Source organism: Sulfitobacter sp. G21635-S1 (genome assembly GCF_027213915.1).
In the GTDB taxonomy this organism is placed as follows: Bacteria; Pseudomonadota; Alphaproteobacteria; order Rhodobacterales; family Rhodobacteraceae; genus Sulfitobacter.
Genome location: NZ_JAPWGV010000023.1, coordinates 16145 through 39971, shown reverse-complemented (window position 1 = coordinate 39971; position 23827 = coordinate 16145). Strand labels below are relative to the sequence as shown.

The window sequence follows — 23827 nt, the reverse complement described above, 5'->3', positions numbered from 1 at the left end:
GTTCCTGCCCTGTCAGGCGCTGAGCCCAGGTATAGCAGCCACGAGGCCTGGCATGTAGCGAACCGCATCATCCGGCGTGAGGAACCGTACAGCGCCCACGTCGGTACCGTTTCGCAGCATCACGCCCACGAGACGGCGATGGTCATCTTCAATAACGAACAGGCCCCGGCCGGGGTAGCGGCAGCGATGCTCTTCGATAAAGCGGCTCAAGGCTTCCGGGGTGGGCCAGTCCACGTCCTCATCTCGCAACGGGAGCAGGTGCATAAGGCCTGGCGCATCCCTCTGCGTGGCCGGACGCAGAGTTGCCGGGCCGCAGACCTGCACCGGCGGGTTCAGGGCCATCCATTGCTCTGGCGTCATGACGTGATCCAGGCAGGCAAGCGCGCGGCCTTCGGATTGAAAAAACATCCGGCGGCCCTGTAGCTTTCGCGAGAACCCCAAAGAAGACAGCACCGCCCGTGACGCCTGATTGTCCTCGCGGCAGGTGGCCAGAAGCGGCGGGGCCAGAGTGGCAAAATGCGCCGTGATCGCAGCGCGCAATGAGCGCGACATGAAGCCACGGCCCCGAAAAGCGGGATCCATCCAGAACCACAGGTCCGGGACTAGGCAGAGGCAACCGACCATAACGCCACCCAGCTCAATTACCCTCAACCTGCGATCCGGGTCTTGACCAATGGCCTGGATTTCTTCCGCCTCCGCCGATCCGAACGGTTGTTTCGTCGCCGCCATCCAGCGCGCGATATCCAGATCGCCAAGGTGCCGCAGGATCGTCGGCGTGTCGCCTGCAACCATCGGTCTCATGTGGATGTCGTCGTCGGCAATGACCTCTGGAAATACGTTCATGTCAAAGTTCCGCTTGCTCGGATCACGGGTTCAGGCTTTCCCGGATCGACGCGCGAATCAACCGTGTGATTCGTTTCCCGGAAAGTTTCTCCGGGTTTCTGCGGCGCAGAAAGAATCTTTTGGAACAGAGCGTTACACTCGCCCCCGACCGGGCGTAACGATGCTTTACAGTTTCATCTTTTTTGGCGGCAATCCGCCCGGAAAAGCATGGATTGGTTTGCACTGCGTGGGCCGCTGGATAGGCTGTTGCGCACTTCATCAATCGGACGCTCAGGGGAGGGGAGGCCGATGCAGCAACTGACCATCCAGAGCGGCCTTGGCCCGGTCTCAGTGAGATCTTGGCGTGTCGGGTACGTTTGGAAGGAAATCCCAGATTGCAGACAGGTCTTTGGCCATGCGGGCATGGACCTGCGCCATGATCCTGTCGCGTGTTTCGGCCGAAAGCGCCTCGACGCTTTGCTGCACCGCCCGCAGATCCAGCGGCGCACCGTTTGCGATGGCCTTGTCTACGGTGGCCCGGCAATCTGCGACATCGGGGGCATCCATTTCGGCCAACACCTGTTGCAGGGCAACAAAGAAGCGGGTGTCGGCTGGGTCGAACATCGGGGCAGGGACTCCGTTTGCGGTGATCTTGCGGGTAACGGGTGCAGATCATGACCGCCCTGCCACGTGAGATCCAGACAATTCTGGCGGAGCGCATCGCACTGATACAGGCGCTTTCGAAAGCCAACAGCGAAAACCTCCGCCTCAACCAGATCGCGAGCGGCCTGATGTTCCTCGACCAAAAGGACGGGGTCGACGGTGCCGAGCAGGATCCGCGCAGTACCGAACGCGATGCCAACGACACCGCGCTGGACCGTTGCCGCGATCATATCGAAACGCTCGAAGCGCAGCTTGCTGCGCTGGACCTGGAACTCAAGAAAGCCACGGAAAGTATGCCAGAATGACAATACAAGATGCCGCACCCTCTATGTCGCTATTTGACCTGATTGCGCGCTCGTGGGAGCTTGGATCCGGCGTCTGCGACGTGCGGTTCAATGCGATCAGTTCGTCCGTTGCGGTCAGTCTGGAAGATGGCACCCTGGCGTTCATTCCGATGAAGGATGCCGATGACCCCGAAACGCGGCTCCGCATCGAAGCGGACACGGGCCGAATGACTATCCGACCGCGCAGTCAGGCGCTGCCGATGCCGGCTCGAACCGATCATCCAAAGTCAGCTGTCGGCTTGGGTTTGCGCCGTGTCGCGCAGCAGGGTTTTGTCTTTGTGCATGTCGATCAGTCCGAGATCTGGCGAGCCACCGCGCGCGGCCAAACCCTGCGTGTGGCCAAGGCGGGACGCGAGCCAGTAACAGCGCTGGCGACCTTGCCGGACCGGCAGGGTATCCTCGTCGCACGAGGGTCAGGCCTTGAGATCCTCTCGCCCGAAGACGGCTTCTCTTTCAGAGCAGCGATGCTGGATCACGACATCCGCTCCATTGCGGCCTCACCCGATGCTTCGCGGATCGCTTGCTGGGGTCAAGGGCACGTGACGATCCTTCGGACCGAAGATCTGTCGGCCGACGCTCGGATCGACTCCAACTGTGAGCCGGGTGTGCTGGACTGGTCCCCAGACGGGCGTTGGCTAATCGGCGGAAGTGGCGATAAGGCGGTGCTTCTGGTCGATACGGACGCAGGTTTAGCAGATCGTATTGTCGATTTTCCGGCCCCAGTCACTGCGGTTGGTTTCAGCCGCAAAGCTGGCACGATGATAACTTCGGGCGCCTTTCGGGTGACCGGCTGGCGATTGCCCTATCTGCCTTTCGGCGATCACGAGGGTATACCCGTAGAGACGGGCAAGCCCGGCCTGACCATTGTCGAAACCGTTGCGGCTCATCCAACGCGCGATCTGTGTGCTGCAGGATATGCCAATGGTCTGGTCACGCTGTGCCAGATCGGCAAACGGGAGGAAATGATGCTGCTGGAAGGCAAAGGAGATCCAGTGACCGCTCTCGAATGGTCGCCGGACGGTGCGCATCTCGCCATCGGCACCGCAAGCGGAAAGGCCGCGATCGCGACTTTTCCGAAAGTCATGTTCAAATAGCTCAAACGGGAGGAAACCATGATCGAGGCACTGAGCACGGAAGAGCAAAGCAAGGATCGCTACTTTCAGTCTTTGGCGAAGATAGCCGAAGAGATGATCGACGATCATGGGAAGGACTTCGCCACTGGCGCCCTGATCCTTGCCGCGCAATGGATCGCGCAGGGTCGTATCGGCAAAGGCGAAGATGCCATGCATTAGATTGCGCGGACGCGCCCTTTTCGCTTCGGGTCATGAGAGGGTGCGGTCAAACTCGGGATCTGGCTGATAAGAATTGCGCTGAGCGGCGCGGCGAGCGGGGCGAAGGTGCCTGGAGCCGTCACCCCGGCGCAGTCCAGAAGATCCGCTAGGTCAGGTGTCACCAGCTGCGCATAGGCACAAAATTCATGGATCCTGAATGTCGCGAAATAGAGGCTGTCATCGTTCACCAGGGGGCTGTCCCGGTCGTTCGTCCGCGTCATCGGGTTCACAAGGTTGCTATGTACAGCGGTGCTGAGGATAGTCAGAACGGATTTGCGCCATTTCGCATAGTCGGTGTCGGCGGAGTGATCGATCCCGACGCTGTAGAGTTTTTCCGAAATGGCTTTGAACGCCCTCCCGCCCGCAATGTGCCTGCGCCAGAATTCGTTCGCGTCCTCGGCGGTCCGGCAGTCGGCAAATCTCTGGGACAATTTCGGGCGGATCAGCAGCACGAGAGCGGTGTCCACGTCTTCGGAGAGCGACCGAGCAATCTGCATTGCCGGCATGGGAAGTCCGGTCAGGGACAGCAAGCGCAGTGCTGTCATCTGTTCGGTCAGCCGCGCCGTTACGCCCGCGAGACAGTGCCATTGGGTCAACGACATCCCCTCGATCCCCTGACTGTGAGCTGCGGCCGTCGCCGCATGCAGGGCGCGGACCCACAACAGGGCATGATCGTAGAGGAAAACCAGATCGACTGCAGCACTGTCGGTCACGTTCTCCACCCTAGGCACGGCACGGAAACCGGGAAGCGCCCGGATTCCGCCCCGCCAGGCGGGATCAAAGTCCAGCCCTCTGGCGGACCAGAGCTGCTTGGTCCGCGCCAGCAATTGCGGCGACAGGCCCGGATAGGACAATTCGGGCGGCGTGTGGTGAAGCGGCGTGATCGCTCCGGGGGGAATGGGGTCGGTCATGTCGTCAAAGGTCCTAGGGAAACCGGAGCAAGGGTACACCGCGATTTCGAATTCTGGCCAGTTGTTTTGGCGGGGACCGGCCAATGAGCCTGTCGACCCGGATAAGTATCAACCAGTCTCAGGTGTTCCGGATGGGACATGTGATCGGTGTGTTACAAATGTCCGGCGAAGAACTGGACGAACATCTGTTGCAAACCGCCCGCGACAACCCGTTTTTGGTGGTGCGCAAGCGCCGTGGCGCTGCGATGAGGGCCGGCGGTGTCGCGGATCTTATGGAGACTTTGGTCGCGGACAAACCGACCGGCCTATTCGACCACGTGATGCGGGAACTGACAGGGCTGATGGCGCGCGATGCGCGTATGGAACGGCTCATCCTGGGTTTGATCGAAGAACTCGAACCGACCGGCTGGATCGGCCGGTCGGTGCCCGAAATCGCCGAAAAGCTGGGATTGGGGTGTGATCTCGTGGACATGGCGCTGACGCTGGTTCAGAAACGGATCTCTCCCGCTGGCCTGTTCGCACGTAATCTTGCCGAATGCCTGCGCCTCCAGCTTGAAGAGCAGGAGGCTTTGGACGGCGAAGCGGAGGCAGTTCTTGCACATCTGCACCTGCTTGAGCGCGGTGGCCCCGCAGCTCTGGCGCTGGCGACCGGACTGGAGGACGCGGCGGTGGCCCGGCTGTTGTCGCGGTTCCGGCGTCTTGATCCGAAACCGGGAACCCAGTTTGCCACGGACCTGACTCTGACGCGGGAACCGGACGTGCTTATAGTGCCCGACGGAGCAGGCTGGCAAATAAACTTCCGGTCGGGCACCGAGGCCGAGGTGGCGGTGCTGCCGAAAGCGGCAGAAGGCTCTGCGTCGGAATGGCGGCAGGCACATTCCGACGCGCGTGCCCTCAAACAGGCGCTCGATCTGCGCCAATGCGCGCTCCAGAAGATCATCGAAGTCATGGTTGAGGTGCAGGGTGGTTTCTTTCGTGATGGACCGGAAGCGCTTAAGGTTCTTACGCAGACCGCGATCGCGGCCAGGACCGGGTTTCACCCGAGCACGGTTAGCCGGGTTCTCAACGGGTTGCTGATCGAGGGGCCGAACGGGATTGTCTCGGCGCTGGCCCTCTGCCCGCGCAACTCCAGACGAAGCGGGGAGTGCAGCGCGCCGAAACCGAAGGTGATGGCCCGTCTGCGCATCCTTCTGAAGTCGGAATGTGCCGTCCATCCGTTCTCTGATCAGCGTCTGTCCGAACGGCTTGGCGCCGAGGGGCTTGCGGTCTCTCGGCGGGTGGTCGCGAAATACCGCCAGGAACTGGGCTATGCCGGGGCAGCGGAACGGCGGCTGCGCGTTTGACGCCCCTGCCCTGTCCGCATTTTTAATCACAATATACCGCGAAGATCCTGCTGCCGGAGCGCCCGTGCGTTCCGCGAAACGTTGTCGTCACGCGGCCGCGTTACACGCCTATGTAACGTCCGCCGTGCCGAGTGTAACGCGCCTTTGTAAAGAAATGTGACACTTGCGGAGCGCGCTTGAAATGCTGCATCCGCACATCCGTCTACGCAAAATAATTATCCAAAAAATAAATATGTTTATCAACATATTATACGGAAATTGAATGCTGCACCTGCACATTTCAGCGCAGCGGAACCGATCTTGCATGAAGAGTGGCATAACAGGCGGTCTTCCACCGGGAAGGTCAGTCAAAGAACGAAGGAAAGGGAGGAGATATGTCGTTTGGGCCTCTGGCTTGCGCCAATGGCTTTGCCAATCGACCGGTCTCGATCTTCCCCACCTTTGCCGAAAACCCGTGCGGTTTGGCGCAGGCGCCCGCCGCACGCAAACGCAACGGCGAAAGCCGCCATTCCGTGACCGGTTTGATGCCGGTTCCAGAGCTTAAAGGAGGCTCATGGCATGACTTTGACGCTTAACAAGATCACGTCGCAACGTGGTATCTCGGTTGGGGAGGCCACTAAGAAGATCGCAGACCTCGGGTGGAACCCGACGTATGTGCAGGAAGCCGCAACCTTCCCCACGGATTACAAGATCACCAAGGCCCCGCGCGACCCGATGAAACAGGTCCTGCGCTCCTACTTCCCGATGGAAGAGGAGAAGGACAACCGGGTCTATGGCGCGCTCGACGCGGCGCTCCGGGGCGACATGTTCCGCAATGTGGAGCCGCGCTGGATCGAGTGGATGAAGCTCTTCCTCGCGATCATCCCCTTCCCGGAAATCTCTGCCGCGCGCTCCATGGCGATGGTCGCCCGCCTGTCTCCGGGCGAAGATCTTCGCACCGGTTTCACCATGCAGATGGTCGATGAATTCCGCCACTCCACGATCCAGATGAACCTGAAGAAGTGGTACATGGAAAACTACATCGACCCGGCGGGCTTCGACATCACCGAAGAGGCCTTCGGCAAGTGTTACGCCACCACCATTGGCCGCCAGTTCGGCGAGGGCTTCATCACCGGCGACACCATGACCGCCGCCTGCATGTACCTCACCGTCGTGGCGGAAACGGCCTTCACCAACACGCTTTTCGTCGCCATGCCCTCCGAGGCCGCGCGCAACGGTGACTACGCCCTGCCGACGGTGTTCCTCTCGGTGCAGTCGGACGAGAGCCGCCATATCGGCAATGGCCACTCACTCCTGATGGCGGCGCTGAAGGAGCCGGAGAATCACCTGCTGCTGGAGCGCGACCTGCGCTACGCCTTCTGGCAGAATCATGCCATTGTCGACGCCGCCATCGGCACCTTCATCGAATACGGCACCACCAACCGCGACAAGGAGAAGGAATCCTACGCGGAGATGTGGCACCGCTGGATCTTCGAGGATTACTACCGCACCTACATGCTGCCGCTCGAAAAATACGGCGTGAAGATCCATCACGACGACGTGCAGGAAGCCTGGAACCGGATCACCAAGAAAAACTACGTCCACAAGGTCGCCCAGTTCTTTGCCGTGGGCTGGCCGGTGAACTTCTGGCGGATCGAGGCGCAGACCGACAAGGACTTCGAGTGGTTCGAGCACAAGTATCCGGGCTGGTACGCGGAGTTCGGCGACTTCTGGAAGTGGTACGCGAAGCTCTCCAAGCCGGGCGAGACCGTCATCACCTTCAATCAGGACACCGGCTACGTCTATCCGCACCGCTGCTGGTCCTGCCTCGTGCCATGCCTCATCCGCGAGGACATGGTGGTCGACGAGATCGACGGGCAGCTGCACACCTTCGCCCACGAGCTTGACCGCTGGACCGCCGTTGAGGCCTTCTCGGACGAGTATCAGGGCCGCCCGACGCCTGCGATGGGCAAATTCTCGGGCAAGCGCGAATGGGAAACGGTCTATGACGGCTGGGATCTGGCCGACGCAATCGTCGATCTGAATTTTGTCCGCGAAGACGGCCAGACGCTGGTGCCGCAGCCGCATCTGCGGTTCGACAACAAGGATATGTGGAAGCTCGAGCATGTCCGCGGACACACGCTGCGCTCGCCGCTGAACATGCTGCGTGGAATGAACGACGCGGAGCGCGAAGCGCATATCGCCGAATACCGCGCCGGGTTCACGATCAACCCTTGCAACTAACCGAAACGACCGGGAGCCGCGTTGACGGCTCCCGGTCCCTCGGCCGCGCGAAAGGCGTGTGCCGTGTCCCAGGGAGGAAAGAATGACGGAAGTCTATACCGTCCGCTTAGAGCCTGTTGGCGTGGAATTCGAGGTCGAAGAGGGCGAAACCGTTCTCGACGCTGCGTTCCGCCAGGGGATCGCGCTGCCGCATGGCTGCAAGGAGGGGCAATGCTCGGCTTGCAAATGCGTCCAGCTAGATGGCGAGACCGAGATGCTGAAATACTCCACCTTCGCGCTGAACGAGAGCGAGAAGGACAGTGGCCACATCCTCATGTGCCGGACGCTGGCCTACAGCGATCTCGAGATCGAGCTACTGAACTATGACGAGGAGGTTCTCTCCAAGTCCATTCCGGTCCGGCAGTTCTCCGGCAAGATCGTCGACTTCCAGAAACTGACCCACGACATCCGAGGCGTTCAGATCGAGTTGGATGCACCACTCAAATTCTGGGCAGGCCAATATGTCGACATCACGGTCAGGACAGAAGCGGGGGAGGAGATTACACGTTCGTTCTCCATGGCAAATCCGCCGAGCGAAACCCAAAAACTCGGCTTCATCATCAAGAAGTACCCCGACGGACGATTCTCCAACGAACTCGACGAGGGCGGCATCAAGGCCGGAGCCGAGGTCGAAGTCGAAGGACCCTACGGAATGTGCTTCCGACGGGAAGGACGAGACGGACCCGTGATCTTGGTCGGCGCGGGTTCGGGCATGTCCCCGGTCTGGTCGATCCTGAACGATCACGTCGCATCAGGCGAAGTTCGCCCGGTCTATTTTTTCTACGGTGCCCGCTCGCGCGACGATCTGATCCTGCTGGACGAGATCGACGCCTTGACCGCGGCCAATCCCGCCATCGAATTCATCCCTGTGCTGAGCCACGCCGACGACGATGCCGAATGGACGGGCGAACGGGGCTTCGTTCACGAGGCAGTCGACCGGCGGCTGAAGGCGCTGGGGACCGACGGCGAAGGAGATGTCTATGCCTGCGGTCCGCCGCCGATGATCGACGCGCTGACTCCGGTACTCTTCATGCACGACTTCGATACCGACCGCATCTTCTACGACAAGTTCACGCCCACTTCCGGTTCTTCGGGCCACTGATACCGGTCCGAACGCTAGTGACGTGACTACAACCAACCAAGGGAGGCTACAATGGTAGCAACATCCAGTTCCGTGGGATCCGGTGCTGCAGGTGCAGCAGAGTTCGTTGGCTCGAAGAGCCGCAAGTACAACTACTTCACCCCGCGCGGCAAGCGGGCGACGCATTACGAGGACGTCACCTGCGACGTCCAGCCCGATCCCGAACGCTATTTGATCCAGAACTGGATCATCGAGTTCGAGGGTGGCAAGGGCGGCGGCGCCTACCAGAAGGGCAACACCGCCGCACTGTCGTCGAACTGGCACGCTTTCCGAGCACCTGACCAGGAATGGGAGCGGACCCACTACCAGCGCCAGTCGAAGATCGAGACCATGGTGCAGAACGTCATCACCAACGCCCGCAAGGCCGGCGCGCACAAGGTGTTCGACAAGGTGTGGCAGACCATCCTGCAAAAGCACCTGGGCGCATGGAAGCACGCCGAGTTTGGCCTTGGCACCTCGCTCATGCAGGCGCAGCGCTACGGCTACACGCAGATGATCAATAACGCCACGCTGACCAACTCGTCCTACAAGATGCGCCTCACGCAGGACATAACGCTGTATCTGGCCGAGATCGGCATGGACATCGACGGCTGGGACGACGAGCTGGGCAAGAAAACCTGGCTGGAGGATCCGATCTGGCAACCCTGCCGCGAGGCGGTCGAGACGATCATGGGCTCGGAGGATTACCTCGAGCAGTATTTCGCCATCAACATCGTGTTCGAGCCGCTGGTCGGCGAGCTGATCCGCTCGGGCTTTTTCATGCAGGCGGCGGCGGCCAACAACGACTTCATCACCCCGCCGGTGATCTCCGCCGCTGAGGCCGATTACGAGCGTAACCTCGCGAACACGGTCGACCTGATCTACCTGCTGGCCAATGACGAGCAGCACGACGCGCACAACAAGGCGCTGTTCAAGTCCTGGCTCGCCAAGCATGGCGCGCTCGCCGAGAAAGCCGCCGACGCGCTTCAGCCGATCTGGTCGCAGCCGCATTCCAAGCCGGTCTCGTATCAGGACGTGAAAGAGGTCTCGCGCGAGCGTCTCAACCAGATCCTCGCCGAGCTCGGGCTCAACTAATCATCCAAACAGGGAGACTGCGATGTCCAGCACAGCGCGCAACGCAACCAAGCAAAACATCTTCAAGTCGATGAACGAGATCGACCTCAGCTCTCGCGAGGTCTCGCACCAGTGCGGTGTGACGATGAACGACAGCGTCGAGGCCCGCGCCATCGCCGAGTTCATGGAAGAGAACAACCCCAACGTGACGGTGACCTACAACCCCGCCACCATCCGCATCGACGGCGAGGGCAAGCTGATCTTCAAGATGGACGAGATCACCGAATATCTCGGGCGCGAGATGACCGCGGAGATCTTCGAGGTGAACACCTCGACTCACTACGGCCGCATGGTCCGGGTCGACGACAACACGGTGATCCTCTTCGGCGACATGAACGAAGTGATGGAATACATCTGAGCGTTTGTCCGGGGGCACTGCACCTCCCTGCCCCCGGCTTTCACAAGACAGTCAAGAGGGTCTCATGACAAGTATGATGAAAGCTGCGTGTTTTGTCGAAAAAGGGCGCATCGTCCTGGAAGACAAGCCGATCCCCGATGTCGGGCCGAACGACGCGCTGATGCGGGTCACGACCACGACGATCTGCGGCACCGACATCCACATTCTCAAGGGAGAATACCCGGTTGAAAAGGGCCTGACCATCGGCCACGAGCCAGTCGGCGTGATCGAAAAGCTCGGCTCTGCGGTCAAAGGCTTTCAGGAAGGCCAGCGCGTGATCGCGGGCGCCATCACCCCCTCGGGATGGAGCAACGCCTGCCTGTGTGGCTACTGCTCGCAGGACGGCGCGGGCACCAAGCACGGCTGGAAACCCATCGGTGGCTGGAAATTCGGGAACACCATCGACGGCTGCCAAGCGGAATACGTGTTGGTGCCCGACGCCATGGCCAACCTCGCCCCCATCGCGGACGGTCTGACCGACGAAGAGGTACTGATGTGCCCGGACATCATGTCGACGGGCTTTGCCGGTGCCGAGAACGGCGACATCAAGATCGGAGACACGGTGGCGATCTTCGCCCAGGGACCGATTGGCCTTTGCGCCACGGCGGGCGCGCGGCTAATGGGCGCCAGCCGCATTATCGCCGTCGACCGCATCCCCGAACGACTTTCCATGGCGCGGAAGATGGGGGCTGACGAAGTGGTCGACATCGGCGCCTCGAACGACCCGGTCGGCGCGATCATGGAGCTAACGAACGGGCGCGGCGTCGATGTGGCCATCGAGGCGCTCGGACTTCAGGCCACCTTCGAAGCGGCGCTGCGAGTTATCCGTCCGGGCGGCACGCTATCCAGCCTCGGGGTCTACTCCAGCGACCTGACCATTCCGCTCGATGCCTTCGACGCGGGGCTCGGCGAAAAGAGCATCCGCACCGCGCTTTGCCCCGGCGGCAAGGAACGGATGCGCCGGATGATGGATGTCGTGCGCTCGGGCCGGGTCGATCTGAAGGAGCTCGTGACGCACCGCTACAGTCTCGACGACATCGAAGATGCCTACGACCTCTTCGGCAACCAGCGCGACGGCGTGCTGAAGATCGCAATCACCACCTGACCCGAAAAGGTCCAGTCATTATAAGGAAGGAAAGCCATGTACATCACACCCGAAGGCAAAGAGATCTTCGTACTCGACGGCCATGTCCACTACTGGGACGGCAGCCCGGAAAACCAGGCGAACATCCATGGCAAGCAGTTTATCGACTGCTTCTATGCCTATCACACCGGCTTCAGCCCCAAGGAAGAATGGTGGCCCAAGGAGAAGTTCGAGAAGTACTCCGAGGATGACCTTTATCGCGATCTGTTCGTCGAAGGGCCGGACGACATGGCGATCATCCAGTCGACCTACCTGTCGGATTTCTACAAAAACGGTTTCTCATCGATCGAACGCAGCTCGAAGATGACCCAGCGGCACCCGGAACGCTTCATTGTGAACGGCACCTTCGATCCGCGCGACGGCGAGAAGGCACTGGAGTACATCCACTACATGAAGGAAGAGTTCGATATTCAGGGCGTGAAGATGTACACGGCTGAATGGAACGGAAACTCCAAGGGCTGGCGCCTCAACGATCCCGATGCCTACAAGTGCTTCGAGCTTTGCGACAAGCTGGGCATCAAGAACATTCACGTTCACAAGGGTCCGACCATCAAGCCACTGTCGAAGGATGCTTTCGACGTCAGCGATGTGGACTACGCGGCAACCGATTTCCAGAACCTGAACTGGATCATCGAGCATTGTGGCCTGCCCCGGCTCGACGATTTCACCTGGATCGCGACGCAGGAATCGAACGTCTACGGCGGGCTCGCGGTGGCGCTCTCGTTCATCTACAATCGGCCGCGCCACTTTGCAGAGATCATGACCGAGCTGCTGTTCTGGATCGGCGAGGACAAGATCCTGTTCGGATCCGACTACGGCATCTGGACCCCGCGCTGGCTCGTTGAACGGCTTTGGGCGCTTAAGCTTCCAGAGGAAGTCGTAGCTGGGCGGGGTGTTGAGCTGACCGATCAAGCGAAGGAAAAGATTCTCGGCCTGAACGCGGCCAAGTTGTACGGCATCGACGTCGAAGCCAAGAAAAAGCAGCTTGCTGGCGCACCTGTGCAGATCGCTGCGGAGTGATCGGATGTTCGTAGCCAAATCGACGGCCGAACGTGAACTCGAGGTCTGGGATTGCCTTGCGGCAGTCTCGGATCCCGAACTCGACGAGCCGATTACTGATATGAACTTCGTCGAATCCGTGCGTGTGAGTGACGACCTTACGGTCCGTGTCGAGTTCCGGCTGCCGACCTATTGGTGTTCACCGAACTTCGCTTTCCTTATGGCTTTTGGCATCCGCAATGAAGTTATGGCTCTACCTTGGGTCCGCGGGATGGATGTGCATCTCTTGGACCATTGCCTCGGCGACGAGGTCACCAAGGGCGTCAATAGCGGTCGTCCCTTCCATGAGATATTTTCCGAAAACTGCGATGGTGCCGTTCTTGAGGAAGTGGCAGAGAAGTTTCTCGCCAAGGCCTTTGATCGCCGACAGGAAGTCATGCTGCTGGGTCTCGAAGCCCAGGGAAAATCGACGAACGACATTGTCTCAATGACTCTGGGTGACCTCAAACAGACTCGCTTTACAGGTGAGGATGAGCTGCGGCAGTTGCCGCGATATCTCGACATTGTGACAATGAAAGGACTCGCCTCGGCGGATCAGGACCCGGCCTTTCCAACCTGGCATGGCGATCGCATCGCGGCGGATGACCTGCGCGCGCATCTTGGCCGTCTGAGGAGCACCCGCATCAACATGGAGTTCAGCGGCGCCCTGTGCCGGGGCCTCGCGGAGAGCCGCTACAAGGAAGTTGAGGTCGGTCCCGAAGGGCCAACGCTGGTCGATTTCATTGCGGGCCGCGTTCCGCCTCGAGAGGCTTCAAGGGACGTTCGCTAAGAAACGAAACAAGTCAAAGAATGGGAGGAGGCCCAAAACTGATTTGGGTCCAAGGAGGAAAATATGGCCAAATTGATGGTACACGGTAAGATCGCCCGCAAATGTCTCGCGCGAGGTGTCGCGCGGCTAGCGGCGGCGGTCGAACCCACTTTAGGCCCCAAGGGGCTCAACGCGATGGTGGACCGCCCGGTGGGCACCCCGCTGGTGACCCGGGACGGCGTCAGCATCGCCTCCGAGATCGAACTGCGTGACCGCTTCGAGAACATGGGAGCTCAGGTGGTCCGCGAAGTCTCGATGCAGACCAACGACGTGGCGGGCGATGGCACCACCACCGCCATCGTACTGGCGAATGCGCTGATCCAGAACGGTGTGGAGCTGACCGACAACGGCGTGCGTCCGGTCGATCTCTGCCGCGGCATCGACCTTGCAGTTCAGACTATCGTCGAGGCCATCGACGCCTCGTCCCGCGATTGCGACGACAACCCGGCCTATCTCGAATCCGTTGCCCGCGTGTCCGCCACCGATCCCAAGCTCGGCGAACTGGTGGCCGAGGCCTATGCCCGCGTCGGGCGCGACGGCGTGATTTCGGCGGATTTCGGCGTGACCATCGACACCACCATGGAGGTGGTGGAGGGCATGTCCTTCGAGCGCGGCTACATCTCGCACCATATGGTGACCGATCGCGAGCACATGGAGGCGGTGCTACGCAACCCGCTGATCCTGATGACGGATCAGAAGATCCTGAAGCCTGCGGTGCTCGACACCGCGCGCAGGATCGCCGACGAGGAAAACCGCCCGCTGCTGATCATCGCCGAGGAGATCGCGCCTGAGGTGGTCATCACCCTGCTGGAAGACGGCGGGGCCGGGAAATACCTGATCGTGCATCCGCCGGAGTACGGCCATTGGCGCCAAGCGATGCTGGACGACCTGGCCATCCTGACCGGCGGCGAGGTTCTGGCCCGCGATCTCGGCAAGAAGGTCGAGAACGTCACCCGTGCCCAGCTCGGCGGCGCCGAGACCGTGCGCACCCAAGCCTCGCACACTTCGATCCTGCGCGGCGAGGGCGACCCGGACGCCATCACGGCCCGCCGGGCCCAGGTGCAGCGTCAGCATGATGTGGCCCCGCCCAACATCGAGAAGGACAAGCTGCGCGAGCGTCTGTCCAAGCTCACCGGCGGCAGCGCGATCATCTATGCGGGCGGCTTCACCCCGGTCGAGCAGAAGCGCACCATCCAGCTGATCGAGGACGCGCTTTGTGCGGTCCGGGCTGCGGCTGAGGATGGCGTGGTGGCCGGCGGCGGCACCGCGCTGGCGCAGATCGCGCCTTGTCTCGATGCTCTGACCGTCTCCGGCGACATGGCCCGCGGCGTGGCGCTGGTGCGTTCGATCCTGACCCAACCGGTGCGCCGGATCGCCCGCAACGCCGGGGCCGAATCCGACGCGGTGACTGATCGGGTCGTCGGCGCGCCGAAGGACCACGGCTACAATGCTGCCACCGGTGAATTCGGCGACATGTTCGAAGCCGGGATCATTGACCCCGCCCGGGTGCCCGCGAGTGCACTCGTCAACGCTGCCTCTGTCGCGACCCTGATCCTGACCACCGAGACCCTCATTGGAGACCTGGAAGAGGGCGAGGCTGATCCGACCGAAGGCCCCGCGCTTGGCGGCGGTGCCGAGCTGCTTGGCAGAAAATAGGCCTCAGGACATTTCGGGCCTCCGCTGACCGGCGGCCCGCTCAGCCAGAAGGAAAAGAGATCATGAAAGCAGCAAGACTCTACGAATACGATCCCGCGATGAACGTGCAGCTGAAGATTGAAGACGTTGCTCCTCCCACAATCACGGCTCCGGACGAGGTGATCGTCAAGGTCGGTGCGGCCGGTTTGTGCCGCACCGACCTCCATATCATCGAAGGTGTTTGGAAAGACATCATGGACGGCGATGGCAACCTCCTGCCCTATATCATGGGGCACGAAAACGCCGGTTGGGTCGAGGATGTCGGCAGTTCGGTCACTTCGGTGAAGCCTGGCGATGCAGTGATCTGCCACCCGTTCAACGCTTGCGGCATATGTTTGAGCTGTCGGTACGGTCATGACATGTACTGCGACCACGGAAAGTTTCCGGGCCTCGGTCTCGACGGCGGTTTCGCGGAGTATTTCAAGACCAACGAGCGCGCGGTGATCAAGCTGAACACTGGTATCACCCCGCTGTCGGTCGCTCCCATGGCCGATGCTGGCATCACGGCCTACCGAGCTGCCAAGAAGGCCGCCAAACTGCTGCATCCCGGCGGCTACGTGGTTTTGCTGGGCATCGGTGGGCTCGGCCATATCGCGCTTCAGGTGCTCAAGCATACATGCGGCGCGCGGGTCATCGCGGTGGACCAAGAACCGGGTGCACAGGCGCTGGCCAAGGACTTGGGTGCTGATATTGTGATCGCGGGCGGAGCCAATCTGGTCGAGCAAATTAAAGATCTGACCGGTGGGGGCGCACATGTGGCCATCGATTTCGTCGGCGAGCACGGCACCGAAAACCTATGTTGGCAGATGCTGCGCCAAGGCGGCGAGCTGATCATGGTCGGCTACGGCGGCGAGGTTCGGGTGCCGACGCTTGAGCTGGTCGCTAACGAGATCAAGATCGGCGGCAGCCTGGTTGGTGATTTCGTCGAACTGGTTGAGCTGATGGAGATGAACGCTGACGGCAAAGTGAAGATGCATCAGACCGAATACAAGCTCGACAACATCAATCAAGCCATCTCGGACTTTAAGGCACGTAAATTCACCGGTCGTGGCGTCATCGTACCCTGAGTTTCCTCCGGGGCGTGCGTGCCTGCGCACCCCGATACCGTGGGCAGCAAATCCTTCCCGGCTGCCCACGGACTTACCCTTTCCCTTCAACGCAGAGGCTCCCATGGCCAAAGCCATCCATTCCATGATCCGCGTGCTCGACGAGTCGCGCTCGGTCGATTTTTACCGTCGTGCCTTCGGGCTCGAGATCGCCGACCGACTCGATTTCCCAGAATTCACGTTGATCTATCTCAGTAACCCTGAAGCCGGATTCGAGCTGGAACTGACGATAAACAAGGGCCGGACCGAACCCTACAAGCTTGGCGACGGCTACGGTCATTTCGCTGTCTCGGTCGCGGATCTCGACGCCGAGCACGCGCGCTTCGAGGTCGAGGGGTTGGCCCCCCGCAAGCTGGTCGAGTTCGCGCCCGCCGGCACCCGTGTAGCCCGCTTCTTCTTTGTGGCCGATCCTGATGGCTACCAGATCGAAGTGCTTGAGCGAAGTGGACGTTTTTCTTGAAACACCACATCTGTAAAGGAGGACAGAGAGTACAATGACCACATCTGAAAGCAACCGGGGCCTGACCCGACGCATGCTGCTGTCGCAGGCCAGCGCCTTCGGCGCGAGCTTTGTCGTTGGCGCGGGCTTTATCGCCGCACCGGACGCAGCCTGGGCAGCGGAAACGCAGCACCTGAAGCCCGAGACCTTTGCGACTCTGGTGCAGATGGCACGAGATATCTATCCGCATGACCGCGTCTCCGACGAATATTATGTGATCGCGGTCAAGGGCTATGACAGTGCCGAGGCCGCCGCCGATATCGAGGCGGGCATCGCTGCGCTGGACGCCGCCGCGCAGGGGCGCGGCTTTACCCGCTATCTCGGTGTCCCGTGGGAGCGCGACCGCGTCGAGCTGCTGCGCGCCATCGAAGAAAGCGTCTTCTTCCAGAACATTCGCGGCGGTCTCGTGACCGGCCTCTACAACCAGAAAGCGGTGTGGCCGCTATTCGGCTACGAGGGCGAGAGCTTTTCCCACGGCGGCTACATCGAACGTGGCTTCGACGACATCAATTGGCTTTGAACAGGAGGAGAAGCACTCATGTCTGCACCGTTTGACCATTCCGACGACAGCGTCATTGTGATCATAGGCACCGGCGCCGGGGGCGGCGTCCTTGCCAACGAGCTGGCCCAAAAAGGGGTGAGCGTTGTCTCGCTCGAAGCCGGCGGGCGCTATCTGCCAGAGGATTACATCAACGATGAATGGGACAGCTTCGGCCAGCTTGCCTGGACCGATGCCCGCACCACCTCGGGCGACTGGCGCGTTGCCAAGGACTTCCCCGGCTTGCCCACCTGGATCGTAAAGGCCGTCGGCGGCTCGACCGTGCACTGGGCCGGCGCCAGCCTGCGTTTTCAAGACCACGAGTGGAAGGCCGCGACGACTTATGGCCACGTGCCGGGGGCCAACCTGCTCGACTGGCCGATCGACAGCGCCGAGATGGCGCCCTACTACGACCGGGCCGAGAAGAAACTTGGCGTGACCCGCACCAATGGCTGGCCGGGCCTGCCCGGCAACAACAACTTTAAGGTTCTCGAAAAAGGCGCCAAGGCGCTTGGTTACGAAGAAGTCCACACTGGCCGCATGGCTATAATGAGCCATGAGGACGGAGATCGCCTGATGTGCCAGCAGACCGGCTTTTGCTTCCAGGGCTGCAAATGGGGCGCAAAGTGGTCCTCTGCCTATACCGAGATCGAAGAGGGCGAAGCAACGGGAAACCTCGAAGTGCGCATCAAGAGCCACGCGGCACGAATCCTTCACGACGAAAGCGGTAAGGTGACGGGCGTCGAATACTTCGACGAGAACGGCGATCTGCAGATGCAGGCGGCGCGCGCGGTCTGCGTGGCGGGCAACTCCATCGAAAGCCCGCGCCTGCTGCTCAACTCCGCTTCGTCTATGTTCCCCGACGGGATGGCCAATAGCTCGGGCCAGGTTGGGCGCAATTACATGCGCCACACCACCGGTTCGGTCTATGCGGTCTTCGACCAGCCGGTGCGCATGTGGCGCGGCACGACCATGGCGGGGATCGTCCAGGATGAATCGCGCCACGATCCGTCGCGCGGCTTTGTCGGCGGGTTCGAAATGGAAACCGTGTCTGTGGGCCTGCCCTTCGCTGCGGCCTTCCTCGATCCCGGTGCCTGGGGACGCGAGTTCGCCTCGGCCCTCGACGGCTACGAGAACATGGCAGGTATGTGGATCGTGGGCGAGGACATGCCGCAGGAGACCAACCGTATTACGCTGAACGGCGAGGTGAAGGACCATTTCGGCCTGCCTGCGCCAGATGTACATTTCGACGATCACCCGAACGATATCGCCATGCGCAACTACGCCTATGAACGGGGCGCGGCGATCTATGATGCAGTCGGGGCAACCCGTGTTTTCCCTACGCCGCCCTACCCGTCAACCCACAACCTCGGCACCAACCGGATGTCGGAAAAGGCGCGGGACGGCGTGGTGAACAAACATGGCCAGACCCACGACATCGCAAACCTGTTCGTTTCCGACGGCTCGCAGTTCACCACCGGCGCCGCCGAGAACCCGACTCTGACCATCGTCGCGTTGGCGATCCGTCAGGCTGAGTTCATCACCGACGCGATGAACCGGGGCGACATCTGAGCGCACGATGTTCCGGTCCGGCACCCACGTGGTGTCGGGCCGGCCCCCTCCCCCAAAGAAATGAACGACAGGGACAGAAAGAATGGACGGAAACGACTTGAAGAAGACCGGCGGTTGCCCAGTCATGCATAATGCGACGAACCGCGCGGGACGCGGCAACAAGGACTGGTGGCCGAACCAGCTTAACCTGCGCATCCTCGCGCAGGGCGGCGACGATCCGATGCCCGAGGGTTTCGACTACGCCGAGGCGTTCAAGGCGCTGAATCTGGACGAGGTCAAAGCCGACTTGACCGCGCTGATGACCGACAGCCAGGACTGGTGGCCCGCCGATTACGGCCATTACGGCCCGTTTTTCATCCGCATGGCATGGCACTCGGCGGGGACCTACCGCACCGCTGACGGGCGCGGCGGCGCCTCGACCGGAACGCAGCGCTTTGCGCCGCTTAACTCCTGGCCCGACAACGGCAACCTCGACAAAGCCCGCCGCCTGCTCTGGCCGATCAAGGAGAAATACGGCAACGCGCTGAGCTGGGCCGACCTGATGATCCTTGCCGGCAATGTCGCCATCGAAAGCATGGGCGGCCGTACCTTCGGCTTCGGTGGCGGTCGTGCTGATGTCTGGGCGCCCGAGGAAGACATCTACTGGGGCTCGGAAACCGAATGGCTAGCGCCGTCGGACAATCCCAACAGCCGCTATTCCGGCGAGCGTGACCTCGCTAACCCGCTGGCTGCGGTGCAGATGGGCCTGATTTACGTGAACCCCGAGGGCCCGGATGGCAACCCCGACCCCATCGCCAGCGGCCGCGATATCCGCGAGACCTTTGGCCGGATGGCGATGAATGACGAGGAAACCGTGGCGCTGGTCGCGGGCGGCCACACCTTCGGCAAGGCGCATGGTGCGGGCGATCCGTCGCTGGTCGGCTCCGAGCCCGAGGCGGGCGCGCTTCAGGATATGGGCTTTGGCTGGCTGAATAAGCACGGCAGTGGCAAGGGCGTGGACACCACCACCTCGGGTATCGAGGGGCCGTGGACCGCGAACCCCACCAAGTGGGATATGGGCTATTTCGACGTGCTCTTCGGCTATGACTGGGAGCTTACGAAATCCCCAGCCGGCGCGAAGATCTGGCACGCTAAGGCGCTCAGGGACGACGACCGCGCCCCGCAGGTCGACGGCTCTGGTCAGACCGTGCCGCTGATGATGACCACCGCCGACATGGCTATGCGGATGGATCCGATCTATGGCCCCATCTCGAAGCGCTTCCACGAGAATCCCGACCAGTTCGCAGACGCTTTCGCCCGAGCGTGGTTCAAACTGACCCACCGCGATATGGGCCCGAAACCCTGTTATCTCGGCAAGGAAGTTCCGTCCGAGGATCTGATCTGGCAGGATCCGGTGCCGCCGGTCGACCATCCGCTGATCGACGACGCGGATATAAAGGCGTTGAAGTCGGAAATCCTCGGCTCCAGCCTTTCGGTGGCCGATCTGGTCTGGACGGCTTGGGCTTCGGCCTCGACCTTTCGCGGTTCGGATAAGCGGGGCGGGGCAAATGGAGCCCGTATCCGGCTTGCCCCGCAAAAGGACTGGGAGGCGAACGATCCCGCGCGCATCGCCCGCGTGCTGGACACCCTGAGTGGCATTCAGTCGGCTTTTAACGGTGGTGCGTCGAACGGTAAAAAGGTTTCTCTTGCGGACCTGATCGTTCTGGGTGGCTGCGCGGCTGTTGAAGTGGCGGCCACAGCGGGTGGGTACAGTGTCTCCGTGCCTTTCGAGCCGGGGCGCACTGATGCGACCCCAGCCCAGACGGACGCGGAATCTTTCGAGCCGATGGAACCGCTCTCCGAAGGATTCCGCAATTACCAGAGCCAGAGCTTCCGTTATCCGGCCGAGGCGCTGTTGGTGGATCGCGCACAGCTATTGAAGCTTAGCGCACCCGAGATGACGGTCCTTGTCGGCGGTTTGCGTGCCATTGGGGCGACTTGTGGCACGGACGGGATTTTGACCAGCTGTCCCGGCACGCTGAGTGCGGATTTTTTCGTCAACATTCTGGACATGGACACGGAATGGACGCCCCTGGATGATGCAGAGACACGTTTTGAAGGGCGAGATCGCAGTACCGGGAAGGTTAAGTGGACCGGGACGCGGGTCGATTTGGTCTTCGGTTCCAACTCGCAGCTTCGGGCCCTGTCTGAAGTCTATGCCAGCGGAGCCAACGCCGGGATGTTCGTTGAGGACTTTGTCGCCGCATGGTGCAAGGTGATGAGTGCGGATCGGTTCGATCTGGCCTGATCTGACTGCGCTGCTCTAGTGAATGCGGCCCGAACGCCACATGGCGTTCGGGTGTCGTCGAAGAACCTGTAAGTAACGCGCTACATGCGGAAGACAGGCGCGCCTCGGCATTAGTCGGTCAAAAAAGCTGCTCAAAAACTGAGCAGCATAAAAAGATGCGTCCGTTTTGACGTAGCGTTGTAGCGGACGAAGTGTTAGAGTCCAAAATGGGAGGAGAACGCCTTGGATATATTTTCAAAGCGTGAGGGACCGCGGTCTGAAGACGTGCGGGCTCGGAAGCTGATAGCTGAAAATGCCGGAACGATTCGCAAACTTGCGGATCAAATCAGCAATGGTGGCTTCACAAAGATGCGACAGGACCGGGCCCGTCGCAACGAGCAGCCGAAACCCGAAGGCCTTCTCATCTATACCATGTCGGCTTCGACAAAGGCCGACGACCCCGACCCCTATATCAGAGTAAGCCTGAACGGGCGTGTTGTTCTTTCCGATCGGTCCACCGGCCGCCAGATCCAGCTGCTGGGACAGATCCGCAGTACAGCAGGATCGAAACGCTTCGTCCTCGCGACAGAAGAGAATGGCTATATCTCTCCTGTCTGTGACGAGACCCGGGATGCCCTTGCATCTTATGATGGCGTCGAGATCGGACCGGGCTTCACCGAAAAAGACATCGTCCGGACGTTCGGGACTTGCTTGGGGCTGGTGGAGACGCAGCATTCGGGTGGAGAAAGCTCCGTTGCCCGAACCAAGACAGGGAACGGTCAACCCGAAGATGACACGAGCGAGCTATTATAAGGCAAGCCACGACAAAACTGTTCTGAATCATGCAGTTCCTGACCGTGCGACGGAGCGTAATATACGTGTGGCCTGGGAAACATTCGTCACGTCAGGCCAGAGCGGCGAGGACCGTTCTCGCCATGTGAGAAGCGACATTTTGGCTTCTTGGCAGCGCAGTATGGATCTGGGGGTCGATGCCGGTACGCTCTCATCGCGGAAGTTCAAAGACGAAAACGAAATCCATCTGCGCCGGGCGCGCAACGCGCATCTTTGTCGGGCAGCCTTGTCCGCATTCAAGCGGCTCGAACCTCATCTGAGCGACGCCAAATCTATCCTGATCCTTGCCGACGACCAAGGCGTGATCATCGATTCCATCGGAGATGCTTCAGTCCTCGAAGAGGGGCAAAGCATCCATCTGGAAGTCGGCGGTCAGTGGGACGAGAATGTCGTCGGAACCAATGGGATTGGCACGGTTCTCAGAACCGGAAAACCGATGTACGTCCACGCCACAGAGCATTTCGTCGAGGGCGTTCAGTCCTGGACATGCGCCGGTGCGCCGATCCACAATCCGTTCGACAACTCGGTGATCGGTGTCGTGGACCTTTCCGGCCCACCGGACATATTTCGCCGTCACAACGTGGCGTTAGTTCTTGCTGCCGCGCGCGAAATCGAGATCGCGCTGGCGGAACAGCAGCGGCAAGACCGGACTCAGCTTCTCGAGGCGTTTCTCCAATCCAAGTACAATCACAGTGACAGTTCCGTCTTACTTCTGGACCGCAATGGGCGCATCCTATTCCGGCGGGGTGTGGACGACGCGTCGTTCCCGGCTTCCGACAAGCTCCTAGTCGGGCACAAACTCCTGCCAGACCTTGAGGCTTTTTCAGATAAGGACCTGCCGAGGCTGTTGCCACCGGACGTGCAGGCGCAGGGGTTAGAACGCTTAATGCTTGACAACGCCTATCAGGGTGCAGCGTTGTTTCTACGGTCAGGGCAGAAAAAGGTCCCTCTGAAGAAGAGCAGCCTTACCATACGCCCGCGGCGGAATGTGCCGGAGGACACGATCGAGATCATCGGCACCTCGTCGAAAATGCTCGAAGCGATTGAGCTGGCGGAGCGAGCGGCAAAGGCCAATATTTCGGTTCTGATCCAGGGGGAAACCGGCGTCGGAAAGGAGCTTTTTGCGCGTCTGATCCACAGCCGGCTTGGGCTGCCCGACGCACCCTATGTACCGCTCAATTGTGCCGCGGTCTCGGGGGATCTGATCGGAGCCGAGCTTTTCGGTTATGTCGACGGAGCTTTTACCGGTGCTGTTCGCGGAGGTCGGCCCGGTAAGTTCGAACTGGCTGACGGCGGTCTTCTGTGCCTGGACGAGATCGGAGACATGCCAATCGAACTTCAGCCCTATCTGCTGCGCGCGCTGGAGCAGCGCGCAATCTATCGGATGGGGGACAGCAAGCGGCGTCCGGTCGATGTGCGGCTTGTCGCGATGACCAACCGCGACTTGCGGTCCGAGATTGAAAAAGGCGCATTTCGGCGAGATCTCTTCTATCGCATTGGGGTGGTCACGATCATGGTTCCGCCGTTACGCGAACGAAGCAGTGATATCCTTCCGCTTATCGAACATTTCTCAAACCACTACGCCGAAAAGATCGGCCGTGCGAAGATGACGTTCGGCGCCGCCACACTCGACCTGCTTTTGAATTACCGATGGCCAGGCAATGTGCGTGAACTGCGGAACACTATTCAACGCATTTACCTTGTCGGATCGGGTCCCGTCGTGACGATCCGTGATCTGCCTCCGGAACTTCGAGACGATTTCGACGAGACCGAAGAGGACACGCTCGAAAGTATCCTGCGCGGCAATTCTGGAGACCTGGAAAGCATCGAGGCAAGCGCCATCCGCCGGGCCTTACTGACAGAAAAAGGCAACCTGACACGTGTTGCGGCGGTGCTGGGAATCTCGCGGCCCACGCTTTATCGAAAGATGCGTCAGTATCGCATCGAGCGGACCTGACCAG

The 23827-nt window shown here is 60.8% G+C and carries 22 protein-coding genes; 19 read left to right on the top strand and 3 right to left on the bottom strand.

Annotation, left to right across the window (positions count from 1 at the left end; genetic code table 11):
- Nucleotides 1–12 precede the first annotated feature (12 nt).
- Together O4H53_RS19805 and O4H53_RS19800 are read right to left on the bottom strand one after the other, a co-directional pair.
- On the bottom strand, nucleotides 13–843 hold the full coding sequence (locus O4H53_RS19805; RefSeq protein WP_269366560.1) for a GNAT family N-acetyltransferase: 831 nt from the start codon (nucleotides 841–843) through the stop codon (nucleotides 13–15).
- A 327-nt stretch (nucleotides 844–1170) separates the two neighbouring features.
- The gene (locus O4H53_RS19800; RefSeq protein ID WP_269366558.1) at nucleotides 1171–1446 is read right to left on the bottom strand and encodes a hypothetical protein; all 276 of its coding nucleotides are present in this window, start codon (nucleotides 1444–1446) and stop codon (nucleotides 1171–1173) included.
- Nucleotides 1447–1496: 50 nt separating this feature from the next.
- On the opposite strand from O4H53_RS19800, the gene O4H53_RS19795 reads away from it, so the two are divergent.
- From O4H53_RS19795 to O4H53_RS19785, 3 genes are read left to right on the top strand one after another with little or no spacing between them, the layout of a single operon-like run.
- Nucleotides 1497–1790, top strand: coding sequence for a hypothetical protein (locus O4H53_RS19795; RefSeq protein ID WP_269366557.1), 294 nt, complete (start codon nucleotides 1497–1499; stop codon nucleotides 1788–1790).
- A gap of 23 nt (nucleotides 1791–1813) precedes the next feature.
- Entirely contained in the window at nucleotides 1814–2923 is a 1110-nt protein-coding gene (locus tag O4H53_RS19790) for a WD40 repeat domain-containing protein (RefSeq protein ID WP_269366554.1), read from the top strand.
- Between the two features lie 18 nt (nucleotides 2924–2941).
- Nucleotides 2942–3121: a hypothetical protein gene (locus O4H53_RS19785; RefSeq protein WP_269366553.1), complete on the top strand. Its 180-nt coding sequence runs from the start codon at nucleotides 2942–2944 to the stop codon at nucleotides 3119–3121.
- On the opposite strand, the gene O4H53_RS19780 is transcribed toward O4H53_RS19785, so the two are convergent.
- A complete protein-coding gene (locus O4H53_RS19780; protein WP_269366551.1) occupies nucleotides 3118–4071 on the bottom strand; it encodes a hypothetical protein in 954 nt (317 codons plus the stop codon). The genes O4H53_RS19785 and O4H53_RS19780 overlap by 4 nt on opposite strands.
- Nucleotides 4072–4154: 83 nt before the next feature.
- On the opposite strand from O4H53_RS19780, the gene O4H53_RS19775 reads away from it, so the two are divergent.
- From O4H53_RS19775 to O4H53_RS19700, 16 genes are all read left to right on the top strand, one after another.
- Nucleotides 4155–5414, top strand: coding sequence for an RNA polymerase factor sigma-54 (locus O4H53_RS19775; RefSeq protein ID WP_269366549.1), 1260 nt, complete (start codon nucleotides 4155–4157; stop codon nucleotides 5412–5414).
- A 558-nt stretch (nucleotides 5415–5972) separates the two neighbouring features.
- The gene (locus O4H53_RS19770; RefSeq protein ID WP_269366547.1) at nucleotides 5973–7637 is read left to right on the top strand and encodes an aromatic/alkene/methane monooxygenase hydroxylase/oxygenase subunit alpha; all 1665 of its coding nucleotides are present in this window, start codon (nucleotides 5973–5975) and stop codon (nucleotides 7635–7637) included.
- Nucleotides 7638–7719: 82 nt separating this feature from the next.
- Nucleotides 7720–8778: a 2Fe-2S iron-sulfur cluster binding domain-containing protein gene (locus O4H53_RS19765; protein WP_269366546.1), complete on the top strand. Its 1059-nt coding sequence runs from the start codon at nucleotides 7720–7722 to the stop codon at nucleotides 8776–8778.
- A 51-nt stretch (nucleotides 8779–8829) separates the two neighbouring features.
- Complete coding sequence (locus O4H53_RS19760) at nucleotides 8830–9891, top strand: aromatic/alkene monooxygenase hydroxylase subunit beta (protein ID WP_269366544.1); 1062 nt, start codon at nucleotides 8830–8832, stop codon at nucleotides 9889–9891.
- Nucleotides 9892–9913: 22 nt separating this feature from the next.
- Nucleotides 9914–10288: an MmoB/DmpM family protein gene (locus O4H53_RS19755; RefSeq protein ID WP_269366542.1), complete on the top strand. Its 375-nt coding sequence runs from the start codon at nucleotides 9914–9916 to the stop codon at nucleotides 10286–10288.
- Nucleotides 10289–10361: 73 nt separating this feature from the next.
- Nucleotides 10362–11432, top strand: a complete 1071-nt coding sequence (locus tag O4H53_RS19750) for an NAD(P)-dependent alcohol dehydrogenase (RefSeq protein ID WP_269366541.1) — start codon at nucleotides 10362–10364, stop codon at nucleotides 11430–11432.
- 36 nt (nucleotides 11433–11468) lie between these two features.
- Entirely contained in the window at nucleotides 11469–12491 is a 1023-nt protein-coding gene (locus O4H53_RS19745) for an amidohydrolase family protein (RefSeq protein ID WP_269366539.1), read from the top strand.
- A gap of 4 nt (nucleotides 12492–12495) precedes the next feature.
- Nucleotides 12496–13299, top strand: coding sequence for an iron-sulfur cluster assembly protein (locus O4H53_RS19740; RefSeq protein WP_269366537.1), 804 nt, complete (start codon nucleotides 12496–12498; stop codon nucleotides 13297–13299).
- Between the two features lie 63 nt (nucleotides 13300–13362).
- Complete coding sequence (locus O4H53_RS19735; RefSeq protein ID WP_269366535.1) at nucleotides 13363–14994, top strand: molecular chaperone GroEL; 1632 nt, start codon at nucleotides 13363–13365, stop codon at nucleotides 14992–14994.
- 62 nt (nucleotides 14995–15056) lie between these two features.
- The gene (locus O4H53_RS19730) at nucleotides 15057–16100 is read left to right on the top strand and encodes an NAD(P)-dependent alcohol dehydrogenase (RefSeq protein ID WP_269366533.1); all 1044 of its coding nucleotides are present in this window, start codon (nucleotides 15057–15059) and stop codon (nucleotides 16098–16100) included.
- A 103-nt stretch (nucleotides 16101–16203) separates the two neighbouring features.
- Nucleotides 16204–16599: a VOC family protein gene (locus tag O4H53_RS19725; protein WP_269366532.1), complete on the top strand. Its 396-nt coding sequence runs from the start codon at nucleotides 16204–16206 to the stop codon at nucleotides 16597–16599.
- A gap of 34 nt (nucleotides 16600–16633) precedes the next feature.
- On the top strand, nucleotides 16634–17158 hold the full coding sequence (locus O4H53_RS19720) for a Twin-arginine translocation pathway signal (RefSeq protein ID WP_269366531.1): 525 nt from the start codon (nucleotides 16634–16636) through the stop codon (nucleotides 17156–17158).
- Between the two features lie 18 nt (nucleotides 17159–17176).
- Complete coding sequence (locus tag O4H53_RS19715; protein ID WP_269366529.1) at nucleotides 17177–18748, top strand: GMC family oxidoreductase; 1572 nt, start codon at nucleotides 17177–17179, stop codon at nucleotides 18746–18748.
- Nucleotides 18749–18830: 82 nt separating this feature from the next.
- On the top strand, nucleotides 18831–21035 hold the full coding sequence (gene katG / locus O4H53_RS19710; RefSeq protein ID WP_269366526.1) for a catalase/peroxidase HPI: 2205 nt from the start codon (nucleotides 18831–18833) through the stop codon (nucleotides 21033–21035).
- Nucleotides 21036–21257: 222 nt separating this feature from the next.
- Complete coding sequence (locus O4H53_RS19705) at nucleotides 21258–21827, top strand: hypothetical protein (RefSeq protein ID WP_269366524.1); 570 nt, start codon at nucleotides 21258–21260, stop codon at nucleotides 21825–21827.
- The gene (locus tag O4H53_RS19700) at nucleotides 21805–23823 is read left to right on the top strand and encodes a sigma-54-dependent Fis family transcriptional regulator (protein ID WP_269366522.1); all 2019 of its coding nucleotides are present in this window, start codon (nucleotides 21805–21807) and stop codon (nucleotides 23821–23823) included. Before O4H53_RS19705 ends, O4H53_RS19700 begins: the two co-directional genes overlap by 23 nt.
- Nucleotides 23824–23827: the final 4 nt, after the last annotated feature.